The sequence below is a fragment of the Streptomyces sp. NPDC057302 genome, assembly GCF_042667685.1.
In the GTDB taxonomy this organism is placed as follows: Bacteria; Actinomycetota; Actinomycetes; order Streptomycetales; family Streptomycetaceae; genus Streptomyces.
Genome location: NZ_JBHUZJ010000020.1, coordinates 61,898 through 76,949, shown reverse-complemented (window position 1 = coordinate 76,949; position 15,052 = coordinate 61,898). Strand labels below are relative to the sequence as shown.

12 protein-coding genes are annotated in these 15,052 nt (G+C 72.0%); 8 read left to right on the top strand and 4 right to left on the bottom strand.

The window, feature by feature from the left end; translation table 11 throughout:
* Positions 1–87: 87 nt before the first annotated feature.
* The 3 genes from ACFUPX_RS17155 to ACFUPX_RS17145 form a co-directional block, all read right to left on the bottom strand.
* On the bottom strand, positions 88–783 hold the full coding sequence (locus ACFUPX_RS17155; RefSeq protein WP_383322302.1) for a gamma-glutamyl-gamma-aminobutyrate hydrolase family protein: 696 nt from the start codon (positions 781–783) through the stop codon (positions 88–90).
* 26 nt (positions 784–809) lie between these two features.
* Positions 810–2,258 carry an ethanolamine permease gene (eat, locus tag ACFUPX_RS17150; RefSeq protein ID WP_383322299.1) on the bottom strand — a complete coding sequence of 483 codons (1,449 nt, stop codon included), beginning with the start codon at positions 2,256–2,258 and terminating at the stop codon, positions 810–812.
* A 151-nt stretch (positions 2,259–2,409) separates the two neighbouring features.
* Positions 2,410–3,156, bottom strand: coding sequence for a FadR/GntR family transcriptional regulator (locus ACFUPX_RS17145; protein WP_383322296.1), 747 nt, complete (start codon positions 3,154–3,156; stop codon positions 2,410–2,412).
* A 77-nt stretch (positions 3,157–3,233) separates the two neighbouring features.
* On the opposite strand from ACFUPX_RS17145, the gene ACFUPX_RS17140 reads away from it, so the two are divergent.
* The 6 genes from ACFUPX_RS17140 to ACFUPX_RS17115 all read left to right on the top strand — a co-directional run bounded on the left by ACFUPX_RS17140 (position 3,234) and on the right by ACFUPX_RS17115 (position 10,568).
* Positions 3,234–4,598, top strand: a complete 1,365-nt coding sequence (locus ACFUPX_RS17140) for a glutamine synthetase family protein (protein WP_383322293.1) — start codon at positions 3,234–3,236, stop codon at positions 4,596–4,598.
* An 8-nt stretch (positions 4,599–4,606) separates the two neighbouring features.
* Positions 4,607–5,959, top strand: a complete 1,353-nt coding sequence (locus ACFUPX_RS17135) for an aldehyde dehydrogenase family protein (protein WP_383322290.1) — start codon at positions 4,607–4,609, stop codon at positions 5,957–5,959.
* Positions 5,960–5,965: 6 nt separating this feature from the next.
* On the top strand, positions 5,966–6,745 hold the full coding sequence (locus ACFUPX_RS17130; protein ID WP_383322287.1) for a 3-oxoacyl-ACP reductase: 780 nt from the start codon (positions 5,966–5,968) through the stop codon (positions 6,743–6,745).
* 93 nt (positions 6,746–6,838) lie between these two features.
* The gene (locus ACFUPX_RS17125) at positions 6,839–8,152 is read left to right on the top strand and encodes an HAD family hydrolase (RefSeq protein ID WP_383322284.1); all 1,314 of its coding nucleotides are present in this window, start codon (positions 6,839–6,841) and stop codon (positions 8,150–8,152) included.
* 33 nt (positions 8,153–8,185) lie between these two features.
* Positions 8,186–9,481: a haloacid dehalogenase-like hydrolase gene (locus ACFUPX_RS17120; RefSeq protein WP_383322281.1), complete on the top strand. Its 1,296-nt coding sequence runs from the start codon at positions 8,186–8,188 to the stop codon at positions 9,479–9,481.
* Positions 9,482–9,590: 109 nt separating this feature from the next.
* Positions 9,591–10,568, top strand: a complete 978-nt coding sequence (locus tag ACFUPX_RS17115; protein WP_383322278.1) for a DUF2510 domain-containing protein — start codon at positions 9,591–9,593, stop codon at positions 10,566–10,568.
* 30 nt (positions 10,569–10,598) lie between these two features.
* On the opposite strand, the gene ACFUPX_RS17110 is transcribed toward ACFUPX_RS17115, so the two are convergent.
* Positions 10,599–11,801 carry an amino acid deaminase/aldolase gene (locus ACFUPX_RS17110; RefSeq protein ID WP_383322275.1) on the bottom strand — a complete coding sequence of 401 codons (1,203 nt, stop codon included), beginning with the start codon at positions 11,799–11,801 and terminating at the stop codon, positions 10,599–10,601.
* Between the two features lie 255 nt (positions 11,802–12,056).
* On the opposite strand from ACFUPX_RS17110, the gene ACFUPX_RS17105 reads away from it, so the two are divergent.
* Together ACFUPX_RS17105 and mycP are read left to right on the top strand one after the other, a co-directional pair.
* Positions 12,057–13,862, top strand: coding sequence for a hypothetical protein (locus ACFUPX_RS17105; protein ID WP_383322272.1), 1,806 nt, complete (start codon positions 12,057–12,059; stop codon positions 13,860–13,862).
* On the top strand, positions 13,859–15,049 hold the full coding sequence (mycP, locus tag ACFUPX_RS17100; protein ID WP_383322269.1) for a type VII secretion-associated serine protease mycosin: 1,191 nt from the start codon (positions 13,859–13,861) through the stop codon (positions 15,047–15,049). Before ACFUPX_RS17105 ends, mycP begins: the two co-directional genes overlap by 4 nt.
* Positions 15,050–15,052: the final 3 nt, after the last annotated feature.

Below are 15,052 nucleotides of genomic sequence, written 5' to 3'. Positions count from 1 at the left end.
CGATTACCCCGCGGGGCGCCGGGTGGGTGGGAGGGAAAGGCTCTTCCGGAGGGATGGCCCCGGGGTGCAGGCCCGTCCGCCCGAGCCCTACCGCCCCGCCGCGCGGACCAGCGCCGACATGACCCGGAGGTCGTCCCCCATCTCGGGATGCCACTGCACTCCCAGGGCCCAGTGCGGGGACGGGAGTTCCACCGCCTCCACGGTGCCGTCCACCGCGTGGGCCGAGACGATCAGGTCCTTGCCCAGCCGGTCCACCGCCTGGTGGTGATACGTGGGGACGGGGCACGCGGCCGGCGCGATGGACGCGTACAGCGTGCCCGCCACCGGCTTCACCTCGTGCGTGCCGAAGACGCCCACCGCCTCCACATGCCCCTCCATGTGCTGCACCAGCGTCCCGCCAAGGGCCACGTTCAGGAGCTGCATCCCCCGGCAGATGCCGAGCAGCGGCGTCCCCGACGCCAACGCCGCCCCGATCAGCGCCAGTTCCCACGCGTCCCGCTCCCGCGCCGGAGGGCCCGTGCGCTCCTCACGCTCCGAGCCGTAACGGACGGGATCGACATCGGGCCCGCCCGCGATGACCACGCCGTCCAGCCTGGCGACGACTTCATCGGCGTACGAAGGATCGTCCGGCGGAAGCATCGCGGTGAGACCCCCCGCCGCCCGCACCAGCCGCGGGTAGCCGGCGGGGAGCAGCGCCGCGGGCAGCTCCCACACGCCCCAGCTCGCCTTCGCCTCCAGGTAGGTGCTGACGCCGATCAGTGGCCGGCCGGTGCTCGCGCTCACCCTCGTCTCCTTCATGTCCCTCACGCTCAGTCGCGTTCCAGTTCCGCCTCCGCGGCGGCGAGCGCCGCGAACTCCTCCTCGGGCGCCCGCGCCACCAGCCGCTTGCGGCTGTAGAAGCCGAAGTACGCGATCGCCACCACGTATACCCCGAGCGCGATCAGCGCCGCCGTCACGTCCACCAGGAACGTCGCGACCAGCGCCGAACAGGCGAGGACCAGCGCCACCGACGAGGTCAGCATGCCGCCCGGCGTGCGGTAGGGCCGCTCGAGGCCCGGCTCCCTGCGGCGCAGCACGATGTGCGAGAGCGACATCAGCGCGTACGAGATCGTCGCCCCGAACACCGCCACGTTCAGCATCCGCGCGCCGTCCCCGGTCGCCGCCGCCAGGCCGAAGCCGATCGCCCCGGGGACCAGGAGGCCCAGGTAGGGGGCCTTGCGGCTGCTCGTCAGGGACAGGAAACGCGGCAGGTAGCCCGCCCTCGACAGGGCGAACAGCTGGCGCGAGCCCGCGTAGATGAGGGAGAAGAAGGAGGCCACCAGGCCCGCCAGGCCCGCGTAGTTGACGATGCGGCTGAGCGCGGTCGCCTCGCCGCCCGGCTGCAACGCCTCCACCAGCGGGTTGCCCGCCTCCTGGATCGCGTTGGCGCCGCGCGCACCCGCCGACGCGAAGAACGTGAGGAGCGCGAGCACCACGAGGATGGCCATCGACCAGCGGATCGCGCGCGGCAGCGTGCGGGCGGGGTCCTTGGTCTCCTCCGCCGCGAGCGGGACGCCTTCCACGCCCAGGAAGAACCACATGCCGAACGGGAACGCCGCCCAGATCCCCAACAGGCCCATCGGCAGCCAGGAGTTGGCGCCGAAGGCGTCCGCCTCCACGGGGATGTCGTTCAGCTTCGACGCGTCGAAGTCCATGAACGCGCCGACCGCGAAGATCAGCAGCGCCGCCACCGCGATGCCCGTGACGACGAAGCTGAAGCGCAGCGCCTCGCCGACGCCCCACAGGTGGATGCCGATGAAGACGACGAAGCAGGCCAGATACACCGGCCAGCCGGAGGTGAGGCCGAAGAGGCCGAGGGACTCCACGTAGTCGCCGATGAAGATGGAGATCGCGGCGGGCGCCAGGATGTACTCGATGAGGATCGCCGTGCCGGTGAGGAAGCCGCCCCACGGGCCGAGCGCCCGGCGCGCGAAGCCGTAGCCGCCGCCCGCGGTGGGGAGCACCGACGACAGCTCCGCCAGCGAGAACACCATGCACGCGTACATCACGCCCATGAGCGCCATGGCGATGGCGAGCCCGCCGAATCCGCCCTCCGCCAGGCCGAAGTTCCATCCCGAGAAGTCGCCGGAGACGACGTAGGCGACACCGAGGCCGGTGAGCAGCAGCCAGCCCGCGCTGCCCCTGCGCAGGGTTCTGCGCTCCAGATAGTCGTCCGCCGGTTCGGCGGCGCTGCTCGTCTTGGGTGACTCCACGGTCATGGCACGGCTCCTGGGGACGGGTGACGCGGGGGATCGGGCGACTCGATGGAACGGGCGACTCAATGGAACGGATCCATACCTTTGCCGTCCCGGGTGCGAGAAATCAAGACCTATGCGTTACACCGCCGTTAATCACCGCTCACCCCGCCCCTTATGTCAGAAAGCCCCGCAGCAGAGCGGCCGTACCCGCGCAGTGCTCGCGCATCATCTCCCGCGCCCCGTCCGCGTCCCCGTCGAGCACCGCCTCGACGAGCGCGGTGTGCTGGCGCTGCGAATGCTCCAGGTTCCGTACCAAGAGGGGGATGCAGTCCAGGAGGTCGTTGACGCTCGCGCGCACCGCCGCGTACTGCGCGGTGAGCGAGGGGGAGCCGCACAGCTCGGCGAGGGTCAGGTGCAGGAGCGTGTCCAGGCGGCGGTACTCGGAGAGCGGCGCCTCATGGGTCTGCGCCAGCGCCGTACGCAGCCGCTCGCGCTGCTCCTCGCTCAGGCCGTGGGCGGCGCACAGCCCGGCCGCGCCCACCTCGAGGACCTCGCGGAAGCGCAGCGCGTCCTCGACGTCGATGTCCGCCACGCGCCGGCGCAGCTCGTCCTCGCCCGCCGCCTCGGGGCGCGGGCGCACGAACGTGCCGCCGTACCTGCCCCGCCGCGACTCGACCAGGCCCTGGTCCTGGAGCACCTTGAGCACCTCGCGCAGCGTCACCCGGCTGATGCCGAGGCGGTCGGCCAACTCCCGCTCCGACGGCAGGCGTTCACCGCCGGGCACCAGGCCCAGGCGTACGACCTGGAGGATCTGCTCCAGGGCCTCCTCGAAACCGTTGCCCGCCCGCACGGGACGCAGCACGGGCGTGAGCCGGTCATCGGCGGCGGCAGCCGTCGCGTCGGCATCCGTGTGCGACATCTGGCCGTACCCCCTTCCCAATCAATGGTTCTCGGCAATACCTTATGGCTCTCGGCTGACCCAAGGAGGATTTTCCCGTGGCAGACCGCACACCCCCGCTCGGGATCGAGGAGCTGCGTGCTCTCGTCACGAGCGGCGAGATCGACACTGTCGTCCTGGCCTTCCCCGATATGCAAGGGCGGCTCCAGGGCAAGCGGTTCGCCGCCCCCTTCTTCCTCGACGACGTCCTGCAGAACGGCACGGAGGGCTGCAACTACCTCCTGGCCGTCGACGCGGAGATGAACACCGTCGAGGGATACGCGATGTCCTCCTGGGACCGCGGCTACGGCGACTTCGCCATGCGCCCCGATCTCAGCACCCTGCGCCGCGTCCCCTGGAACGACGGCACCGCGATGCTCATCGCGGACCTCGCCTGGAACGACGCCTCGCCCGTCGTGGCCGCGCCCCGCCAGATCCTGCGCCGCCAGCTGGACCGGCTCGCCGAGCTCGGCTACAGCGCCAACGTCGGCACGGAGCTCGAGTTCATCGTCTTCAAGGACACCTACGAGCAGGCCTGGGACGCGGGCTACAAGGCCCTGACCCCGGCGAACCAGTACAACATCGACTACTCCGTGCTCGGCACCGGACGCATCGAGCCGCTCCTTCGCCGCATCCGCAACGAGATGGCGGCCGCCGGGCTCGTCGTCGAGTCGGCCAAGGGCGAGTGCAACCCGGGCCAGCACGAGATCGTGTTCCGCTACGACGACGCCCTCGTCACCTGCGACCAGCACGCGATCTACAAGACCGGCGCCAAGGAGATCGCGTCCCAGGAGGGTGTCTCGCTCACCTTCATGGCCAAGTACAACGAGCGCGAGGGCAACTCCTGTCACATCCACCTCTCCCTCGCGGACGAGGACGGCACCAACGCCATGGCCGGTGAGGGGCCCGGCGGCATGTCGGCCGTCATGCGGCACTTCCTGGCCGGGCAGCTCGCGGCGCTGCGGGAGTTCTCGCTCCTCTACGCGCCCAACATCAACTCCTACAAGCGGTTCCGGCCGGGATCCTTCGCGCCGACCGCCGCCGCCTGGGGCTACGACAACCGCACCTGCGCCCTGCGCGTCGTCGGCCACGGCCGCTCGATGCGCTTCGAGAACCGGCTGCCGGGCGGCGACGTGAACCCGCACCTCGCGGTCGCCGGACTCGTGGCCGCGGGGCTGCACGGCATAGAGCAGAAGCTCGAACTGCCCGAGGAGTGCACGGGCAACGCCTACACAGGTGACTACGCGCACGTGCCCACCACCCTGCGCGAAGCCGCCGAGCTCTGGGAGAACAGCGCCATCGCCAAGGCGGCCTTCGGCGACGAGGTGGTCGCGCACTACAGCAACATGGCCCGGGTCGAACTGGACGCCTTCGAATCCGCGGTGACCGACTGGGAGCTCCGCCGCTCCTTCGAACGTATGTGAGGAAGCACGTGCTCGAGGTACTGAACCCGGCGACCGAAGAGGTCGTCGCGACCGTCCCCGCCGCCACCGCACAGGACGTCGACGCCGCCGTCGTCCGTGCCGGCGCGGCCCAGGCGAAGTGGTCCGCCCTCGCCCCCGCCGACCGCGCCCGCCTGCTCCGCCGCTTCGCGGTGGCCGTCGACGAACACCTGGAAGAGCTCGCCCGGCTGGAGGTCCGCGAAGCCGGTCACGTCATCGGCAACGCACGCTGGGAGGCGGGCAACGTCCGCGACCTCCTGGACTTCGCGGCCGGGGGAGTGGAGCGGCTGAGCGGCCGTCAGATCCCGGTGGCCGGGGGCCTGAACGTCACGATCCTCGAACCCCTCGGGGTCGTCGGCGTCATCGCTCCCTGGAACTTCCCGATGCCGATCGCCGCCTGGGGCACCGCCCCGGCGCTCGCGGCAGGCAACGCGGTCATCCTCAAGCCCGCCGAGACGACCCCGCTCACCGCGCTGCGCCTGGCCGAACTCGCCCTTCAGGCAGGCCTCCCCGAAGGCCTCTTCCAGGTCCTGCCCGGCGCCGGTGACGTCGCGGGCAACGCCCTGGTCGAGCACCCCGGCGTCGCCAAGATCGTGTTCACCGGATCCACCCGCGTCGGCAAGCAGATCATGGCCAAGTGCGCCGACCGGGTGAAGCGTCTGACCCTCGAACTCGGCGGCAAGAGCCCGAACATCGTCTTCGCCGACGCGGACGTGGAAGCGGCCGCCCTCGCCACCCCCATGTCGTATCTCGACAACTCCGGCCAGGACTGCTGCGCCCGCACCCGCGTCCTCGTCCAGCGATCGGTGTACGACCGCTTCCTGGAGATCGTCGGCCCGGCCGTCGAGTCCGTCGTCGTCGGCGACCCGGCCGACGAGAAGACGCAGATGGGCCCGCTGATCTCCAAGTCCCAGCTGGAGCGCGTGCGTTCGTACGTTCCGGCCGGCGCGGGGATCCACGGAACGGCCCCCGAAGGCTCCGGCTTCTGGTTCCCGCCGACGCTCCTCACCGACGTCGACGCCGCGTCGCCGGTGGCGACGGAGGAGGTCTTCGGCCCGGTCGCCGTCGTCATCCCCTTCGACGACGAGGCCGACGCGATCCGCCTCGCCAACGCGACCGAGTACGGCCTGTCCGGCTCCATCTGGACGCGGGACGTCAGCAGGGCGCTGCGGGTCTCCCAGGCCGTCCAGGCCGGGAACCTGTCCGTCAACTCGCACTCCAGCGTGCGCTATTGGACCCCGTTCGGGGGTTACAAGCAGTCCGGACTCGGCCGTGAGCTCGGCCCGGACGCGCTCGCCGCCTTCACGGAAACCAAGAACGTCTTCATCAGCACGGAGGCCTGAACCCCCATGACAGAGAACATCTGCCGCCGCCTGGTCGGCCGCACCGCCGTCGTCACCGGCGCGGGAAGCGGCATCGGCCTCGCCACCGCGCGCCGCCTCGCGTCCGAGGGCGCGCACGTCGTCTGCGGCGACATCGACGAGACCGCGGGCAAGGCCGCGGCCGACGAGGTGGGCGGGACCTTCGTCAAGGTCGACGTCACCGACGCCGAGCAGGTCGAGGCGCTCTTCAAGACCGCCTACGACACCTACGGCTCGGTCGACATCGCCTTCAACAACGCGGGCATCTCGCCGCCCGACGACGACTCCATCCTGGACACGGGCCTGGAGGCCTGGAAGCGCGTCCAGGAGGTCAACCTCACCTCCGTCTTCCTGTGCTGCAAGGCTGCCATTCCCTACATGCGGCGCCAGGGCAAGGGCTCGATCATCAACACCGCGTCGTTCGTCGCGAGGATGGGCGCGGCGACCTCCCAGATCTCGTACACCGCGTCCAAGGGCGGCGTCCTCGCGATGTCCCGCGAGCTGGGCGTGCAGTTCGCCCGCGAGGGCATCCGCGTGAACGCCCTGTGCCCCGGCCCGGTCAACACCCCGCTCCTCCAGGAGCTCTTCGCCAAGGACCCGGAGCGGGCGGCCCGCCGCCTCGTCCACATCCCCGTGGGCCGCTTCGCAGAGGCCGACGAGCTCGCCGCCGCCGTGGCCTTCCTCGCCAGCGACGACTCCTCCTTCGTGAACGCCACCGACTTCCTGGTCGACGGCGGCATCTCGGGCGCGTACGTCACGCCCGTGTAGCCGACCTCCGTGTAGTTCACCCCGCAGCAACCCTCCCGACAGCCGGGCGTCGCACGACGCCCGGCTGTCCTGCGTAGACACAGGAGTGTGTTCATGAACCTCAAGCGCCGCTGCGCCGCGGCCGCAGCCGTCCTCGCCGTCGCCACCACCGGTCTCATCACCGTCCAGGCGACCGCGGAGGCCACCCAGCCCCCTCGGACGGCCCGCTCCACGGCCGGGAAATGCCCCACGCTCACCGTCTCGCCCGGCTGGTACGGCGACAACCGGGCCAGACTCCAGAAGATGATCGACACGTACGGGCGCTGCGGCGACGGCGGGCACAAGGGCGCGGACAGGGGCGGGGCCAAGCCCGTCGCCACCTTCGACTGGGACAACACCGTCATCAAGAACGACGTCGGTGACGCCACCATGTTCTGGCTCCTGCGCAACAGCAAGATACGTACGCCGAAGAACGCGGACTGGCACACCACGAGCCGCTATCTCACCGACCCGGCGGCCAAGGCCCTCGCCAAGGCCTGCCCCGCCACCGGAGCCACCCTCCCCACGCGCCGCGACACCGGCTGCGCCGACGAGATCGCCGCCGTCTACAGCGAGGGCGCCACCACCGGCGGCAACGCGGCCTTCGCCGGCTACGACCACCGCCGCATGGAACCCCAGTACGCCTGGCTCGCCCAGCTCACCCGCGGCTGGTCCACCCACCAGGTCAAGGACTTCGCCGCCGCGGCCCGCAAGCAGAACCTCGCCGCCCCCGTCGGCACCGAACAGCGCGTCGGCACCGGCGATTTCACCGGCTGGGCCCGCTACTACGACCAGCAGCGCGACCTCATCCGCACGCTGAAGAAGGCCGGATTCGACGTCTACGTGGTCTCCGCGTCGCCCGAGCCGGTCGCCGAGGTGTGGGCGAAGAGCGTCGGCGTCGACGCACGGCACACCATCGGCATCCGCAACGTCACCGCGCACGGCAAGCTGACGGCCCGTCTGGCGGGCTGCGGCTCCGTCAAGGACGGCGACGACTCGATGATCACGTACATCGACGGCAAGCGCTGCTGGATCAACCAGGAGATCTACGGGGTGAAGGGCGCCGCCGCCGAGAAGGTCCAGCCGGCACACAGGCGCCAGGTGTTCGCGGCCGGTGACTCCGACACCGACATCAGCTTCCTGCGCGATGCCACGGCCCTGCGGCTCGTCCTGAACCGCAACAAGAACGAGCTGATGTGCCGCGCGTACGACAACGGTGACGGCCGCTGGCTGGTGAACCCCATGTTCATCGAGCCCAAGGGCAAGCTGGCGAAGCCGTACCCGTGCGCCAGCACCGGTTACACCGAACGGGACGGCGAAGCAGGCCCCGTGCGCCGCGCCGACGGGTCCGTGATCCCCGACCAGAAGGACACGGTGCACGGGTCCTGACCCGGCCCCGAGATTGATGTACGGTCCATGCGCATGCGTAACAGACATGCCTTGGCGTTGACGCTGGCCACGGTCGCCACTCTGGCGGCCGTGCCTGCGACGCTCCCCGCGGCCGCCGCCACGCCCGCGAACTCCCCCGCTGCGAAGGCCCACTGCCCGCAGCTGTCCAAGAAACTGACCTGGTACGGCGACAACCGTGACCGGCTCCAGCAGATGATCGACGACCGCGGACGCTGCGGCTCCCACCGCGGCCACGACCAGAAGCGTCCCGTCGCCGCCTTCGACTGGGACAACACCGTCGTCAAGAACGACATCACCGACGCGACGATCGCCTGGTCCCTGCACCACGACAAGATCCTGCGCCCCGCCACCTGGAAGTCCACCAGCAAGTGGATGACGGACGCGGCCGACAAGGCGCTCACCAAGGCCTGCGGCACGAAGGTGCCGGTCGGCAAGCCGCTGCCCACCTCCACCGACACCGACTGCGCCGACGAGATCTTCGAGGTCCGCGAGGACGGCAAGACGATGAGCGGCGCCGCCGCCTTCGCGGGTCAGTGGGACCATCGGCACACCGTCCCGCAGTACGCCTGGGTGCCCCAGCTCTTCGCCGGGCACACCGTGCCCGAACTGGAGTCGTACGCGGCCAAGGCCCGGAGGCAGGTGCTCGCCGCCCCCGTCGGCGCCACCCAGACCGTCGGCACGCACGAGATCCCCGGCTACGCGCGCTACTACGACCAGCAGCGCGACCTCATCCGCACGCTCAAGAAGGCCGGGTTCGACGTCTACATCGTCTCGGCGGGCTCGGAACCGGTGACCGAGGTCTGGTCCAAGGGCGTCGGCATCGACCGCAAGCACACCATCGCCATCCGCTCCGTCCTGGACCGCAAGGGCCGGATCACCACCTGGAACCAGGGCTGTGGCAACGTCCCCGTGAACAAGGGCGAGGCCATCCCGTACATCGACGGCAAGCGCTGCTGGATCAACCAGGAGATCTACGGCGTCAAGGGCAAGTCGGCCTGGGACAAGCAGGACCCGTCCCACCGCATCGCGCTGGGCGGCGGTGACGCCGACACGGACGTGACGTTCGTCGGCGACGCCACGGGCGCGCACCTCGTCCTGAACCGGAACAAGAACGAGGTCATGTGCCGCGGCTACGACAACGCGGACGGCCGCTGGGTCGTGAACCCCATGTTCATCGAGCCCATGAAGCAGAAGCCGGACCTCTACCCGTGCTCGACGTCCGCCTACAACGAACCGGACGGCAGCAAGGGACCCGTCCTGCGCGAGGACGGCTCGGTGGTGCCGGATCAGGCGGACTCTGTGTTCTGACAGTTCTGACAGTTCTGACAGTTCTGACAGTTCTGACTGCTCTGAGGATTCTGACTGCTCTGACGGCTCTGACTGTTCCGATCTTCGGAGCACGTCCTAGAGTGCCGGGATGAGCATGTCGCCCCCTCCCGGCTGGTACCCGGACCCGTCGGCCCGGCCCGCCCAGCCCACAGAGCGCTGGTGGGACGGGTCGGCGTGGACCGAGCACCGCCGTGCGCCGGAGGTCCCTCAGGTGGGCCCGGCGCAGCCCGGGTTCGGCCCGCCGCTGGCGCAGACCCAGGTCCAGCCGCTGCCCGGGGCGTCCGGGGGAAGCGGAAGCCGGGCCAAGGTGGTGGCGCTGGCCACCGCCGGGGTCGTCCTGGTCGCTTCGATCGTCACGGGCGTGGTGCTCCTCGGCGAGGACGACACCGACCCGCAGGCGGGCCCGCCCGCGCCGACCACGTCGGAGCCGGTGGACAGCCCCACGCCGACCTCGCCGGAGCCCACCACGTCGGCGCCGGACCCCGACCCCTCCACCCTCGTCGACCCGCTCAACGGCATCACCATCCCCGTCGTCGACGGCTGGGAGAAGGCCGGGAACAGCGTCGGCAGCGACCCGACCGTCGAGACCCCGGACACCTACGACTGCCCCGGCGAGGGCAGCTTCTGCCGCTACGGCACGGTGTACTCGCGCACGGCGACGGCGACCGACGAACGCTCGCCCAAGGTGCTGGCCCTGGGGGACATCAAGGAGGCGGCGGACCGGGCGTACGACGAGGACGCGATCGGCAGGCAGCCCTTCGACGGCATCGCGAGCCACCAGAAGATCAAGGAGGGGTCCGTGGCGGTGGCGGGCCGCTCCGGCTACCTCGTGCGCTGGCGGGTCCACACGAAGACCGGCCCCGGCGGGTACGTCCAGTCGCTCGTGTTCCCCTCGAGCCAGGGCTCCGAGGCCATGGTCATCGTCCGCTTCGCGATCGACGCGCGGACCGGCGAGGGCGTGCCGCCCCTCTCCGACATGGACAAGATCACCAAGGGGATCCGTCCGGTCCGAGGGGGCGGCGGGACGAGCGGCGGCGTGGGCAACAGCGTGGGCGCGACGCCCTGACGGTTTCTCACGCGACGCCCTGACGGTTTCTCAGAGGAAGGTGTGGCCTTCTCCCCGGTACGTGGGGACGGTGGCCGTCACGCGGTCGCCCTCGACGAGCCGGAGCGCGTCGAACCGCTCGCACATCTCGCCGGCCTTGGCGTGCCGGAACCACACCTTGTCGCCGATCAGCAGATCGTCGGCGGGCGCGCCGAGCAGCGGCGTCTGCACCTCGCCCGCGCCTTCCTGCGGGTCGTAGCGCAGCCCCTCGGGGAGGTAGGGCACGGGGGAGCGGTCGGCTCCCGCGGCGCCCGACGCGGGGTAGCCGCCGCCGAGCACGGTCACGGTGCCGACACCGGGGCGGCGCACGACGGGCTGGGCGAAGAGTGCGGCCGGACGCCCGCTGAACGACGTGTAGTTGTCGAAGAGGCGCGGTACGTAGAGACCCGACCCGGCGGCGATCTCGGTCACGGCCCGCTCGGCCGCGGTGTGCTGCACGCTGCCGGTGCCGCCGCCGTTGACGAACTCCAGGTCCGGGGCGACCGCCCGCACCGCGCGGATGGTCTCCGCCCGCCGGGCGGCGAGCTCCTTGCGGGCGGCGCTCTGCATGAGCCGAATGGCCCGGGAGCGCGCGGGACGCCCCTCGACCGCGTCACCGACCCCCGCCACGTGCCCTTCGTACGCCATCACGCCCACGAGCCGGAATCCGGGACGCCGGGTCACGGCGCGGGCGAGCGCGGCGACTTGGACGGGGGAGTGCAGGGGCGAGCGCAACGCCCCGATCCGCACCCGTCCCCCGAGGACCTTGTAGGCGGTGTCCAACTCCAGGCAGACCCGCACCTCTTCGCGCCCGCCGTCCCTGGCCTCGTCGATGAGGCGCAGCTGCGCGGGGTCGTCGATCATCACGGTCACCGACGACGCGAGCTTCGGGTCGGCGGTCAGCTCGGCGAAGGCGGAGCGGTCCGCGGAGGGGTAGGCGAGCAGGATGTCGTCGAAGCCGGAGCGCGCGAGCCACAGGGACTCGGCGAGCGTGTAGGACATGATCCCGGCGAAGCCGTCGCGCGCCAGGACGCGTTCGAGCAGCGCGCGGCAGCGTACGGACTTGCTCGCGACCCGGATCGGCTTACCGCCGGCCCGGCGCACGAGGTCGTCGGCGTTGGCGTCGAAAGCCTCCAGATCGACGATCGCGACGGGGGCGTCGAGGTGTGCGGTGGCCCGGTCGTAGCGGGCCCGGTCTGCTGCACGGGAGGTCATGGCCGAAGCCTGCCAGACGGGATTACCCGAGGGTAGGGGGATGATCCGGGCAGATCGCCCGGGGGTGCGGACTGGTTCCCTCGCGACCGGAATCTGCCCTTAGAGTTACGCGCAGAAGAGCGAGGAAACGGGGGGTGCATGAGCACGGAAGCGCGACGGGCTCCCGTCCCGCCACGTCCCACGGCTCCACCTCCGCCCCCGGGCCCGCCCACAAACTTCCCGGACGCCGTCGCTGCGTCCGAGGCCGCTGACCCCGTGACCCCGGCCAGCACCCCACTGGCCGCGCTGCGGCGCACCGCGGCCCACTCGCCCCCGGCGGGCGACGAGCACTTCCCGCCCCCACCGACGGCCGACCCCGCGCCCCAGGCCCCCGGCCCCGTGGCCCCGGAGTACTCGACCGGCAGCCCGCTGGCCGCGCTGCGGCGGACTGCGGCTCATTCGGATCCGGCGGGTGGCGAAGACTTCCCGCCTCCACCGACGGGCGACCCCGCGCCCCAGGCCCCTGACCCCGTGGCCCCGGAGCACTCGACCGGCAGCCCGCTGGCCGCGCTGCGGCGGACTGCCGCTCACTCGGCCCCGGCGGGCGGCGAGCACTTCCCGCCTCCACCGGCGGGCGACTCCGCGCCCCAGGCCCCTGGCCCCGATGCCCCGGCGTATCCGACCGGCAGCCCGCTCACCGCGCTGCGGCGGACCGCGGCTCACCCCAATCCGGGGGATGGCGCGCAGCTCTCGTCGCCGTCATCGGAGGCCGACCCCGCGCCCCAGGACTCCGTGCTCGGGGACCTGTTGGCGCCGTTCGACCGGGTGCGGTTGCCGCGGCCCGCGGTGTCCTTGGACGATGATGCCGACGCTTCGCAGTCTCCGCCGCCGCCACCCGCTTCGGCGCGATTTCCCGATACGCCGCCGCCGGTGGCCGATCCGGGCCCCTCTACGGCAGCGCCGTCTAGGGGCGATGTGCCGGACGTGGAGAGCGCGCCGGGCGGAGCGGAGTTTCGGCTGCTTCCCCCGATGCCCGTGACGCCGCCGCCCCCGGGCCCGGCAGCCGCGACCGAGGCGGACCCGGCGCCGCTTCCCGGGCTCGCGCCGCCGCCTTGGTCCGCGTCCGCATCCACGTCTGCGTCCGCCCCCGCCGAACCCACGGACAAGGTCATACCCAAGCCCACCGCCTCACCCCGGACCACCGCCGCCCGCCGCGCGGTCGGCGCCGTCGACCTGACGCCGGGGCCCGGAGCCGGGCGGCCCTTCGTGGCGTTCGCGCGGCCCGCGCTCTACGACGACAGCACCACGCGGCTGCGGCCCGTCCGCACCTGGGCGCAGCCCCGCGTGACCGCCGCCGCGGCCTGTGTCGTGCTCGGCCTCGGGCTCATCGGGGGCGCGGCCACCGGGAGTTTGCTGACCGGGGGCACCGAAGGGGTGAGCGCCACGCGCAACGCGTACGCCGTGGCGGGCGAGCTCTGGCACAGCGTGCCCGTCGACCAGCTCTTCCCGGCCACGATCAAGGGGGAGGGCGCCGGACCCGGCGGCGCCGACCGCGCCTGGACCCGCGTCGCCGTCGCCCCCGACAGCACCTGCAAGGACGCCTTCGACCCCCTCCTGCGCAAGGCACTCGCCCCGGCGGGCTGCCTGCGGCTGCTCCGCGCCACGTACACGGACGCGACCCGCAGCCATGTCACCACCGTGGGCCTGCTGTTCACCAAGGCCGACGCCGAGGCGATGCGCTCCCTGCGCACCCGCTTCACCGAGGAAGGCCTCGACCGGCGCCCCGACCTGATGCCACGCCCGTACGCGGCCAAGGGCACCCCGGCCGCCGACTTCGGCGACGCCCAGCGGGCCTCCTGGACCGTGTCCGTACTGCCGGACGCCCCCGTGGTCGCCTTCGCCGTCTCCGGTTTCGCCGACGGCCGCGCGGTCACCGAACCGGAGCCCGCCGACGAGGCCATGAAGTCGTCCGACACCACCGCCCCCGCCCAGGCGGGCCTCGGCAACGAGGCGAAGGGCATCGCCGACCGCGTCGAGCGGCGCCTGCGCAAAACCCTCGCGGCCACGGAGAAGTCCTCATGAGAATCCGCCGGACGGCCGCCGCCGCCCTCGCCGCCTCGCTCGCCCTGCTGCCCGCCACCGCGCACGCCGACGACGGCATACGCGCACAGCAGTGGGCCCTGGACGCCATGCACACCGGCCAGGCCTGGCAGACCACCAAGGGCAAGGGCATCACCGTCGCCGTCCTGGACACCGGCATAGACCGCGACCACCCCGACCTGACCGGCAGCGTCCTCGGCGGCAAGGACATGGTCGGCTTCGGGGCGAAGAAGGGCGACCGCCCCTGGGCCCGGCACGGCACCGCCATGGCCGGCATCATCGCGGGCCACGGACACGGCGCGGGCAACGGCGACGGCGTCATCGGCATCGCCCCGGAGGCGAAGATCCTGCCGATCCGCGTGATCCTGGAGGACGGCGACCCGGACCGCGCGAAGGCCCGCAACACCCGGGGCAACGCGCTCGCGGACGGCATCCGCTGGGCCGCCGACCACGGCGCCGACGTCATCAACCTCTCCCTCGGCGACGACTCCAAGTCCGCCCACCCCGAACCCGCCGAGGACGCCGCCGTCCAGTACGCCCTGAAGAAGGGCTCCGTCGTCGTCGCGTCGGCGGGCAACGGCGGCGAGCGCGGCGACCACATCTCGTACCCCGCGGCCTACCCCGGAGTCATCGCCGCCACCGCCGTCGACAAGTACGGCGACCGCGCCTCCTTCTCCACCCGCCGCTGGTACGCCACCGTCAGCGCCCCCGGCAAGAAGATCGTCATCGCCGACCCCGACCGCGAGTACTACGAAGGCTGGGGCACCAGCGCGGCCTCCGCGTTCGTCTCCGGCGCCGTCGCCCTGATCCGCGCCGCTCACCCCGGCCTGACCCCGGTCCAGATCAAGCAGCTCCTGGAGGACACCGCCCGTGACGTCCCCAGCGGGGGCCGCGACGACTCGCACGGCTTCGGCTTCATCGACCCGGCGGCAGCGATCGCCGAGGGCGGCAAGAAGAAGCCGCAGGAGCTGAGCTCCACGGCGTACGGGAAGAAGTACTTCGGCCCGGGGCCCGACGAGGACGCGGGCGACGGCGGCCCCGCCGGGTGGGTGGGCCCGGTCGCGGGCGGCCTCGGCGTGGCCCTCCTGGCAGCGGCGGTCCACCTCTGGCGCGGCCGGCGTGGAGCCCGCCCCGGCACCGCCCGCCAGGTCCCGGACCCCGGTCGATAGGGT

Coding starts and splice junctions, on each gene's coding strand:
- eat (WP_383322299.1), bottom strand. CDS start 2,258: ATGACCGTGGAGTCACCCAAGACGAGCAGCGCCGCCGAACCGGCGGAC.
- ACFUPX_RS17145 (WP_383322296.1), bottom strand. CDS start 3,156: ATGTCGCACACGGATGCCGACGCGACGGCTGCCGCCGCCGATGACCGG.
- ACFUPX_RS17130 (WP_383322287.1), top strand. CDS start 5,966: ATGACAGAGAACATCTGCCGCCGCCTGGTCGGCCGCACCGCCGTCGTC.
- ACFUPX_RS17125 (WP_383322284.1), top strand. CDS start 6,839: ATGAACCTCAAGCGCCGCTGCGCCGCGGCCGCAGCCGTCCTCGCCGTC.
- ACFUPX_RS17120 (WP_383322281.1), top strand. CDS start 8,186: ATGCGTAACAGACATGCCTTGGCGTTGACGCTGGCCACGGTCGCCACT.
- ACFUPX_RS17115 (WP_383322278.1), top strand. CDS start 9,591: ATGAGCATGTCGCCCCCTCCCGGCTGGTACCCGGACCCGTCGGCCCGG.
- ACFUPX_RS17110 (WP_383322275.1), bottom strand. CDS start 11,801: ATGACCTCCCGTGCAGCAGACCGGGCCCGCTACGACCGGGCCACCGCA.
- mycP (WP_383322269.1), top strand. CDS start 13,859: ATGAGAATCCGCCGGACGGCCGCCGCCGCCCTCGCCGCCTCGCTCGCC.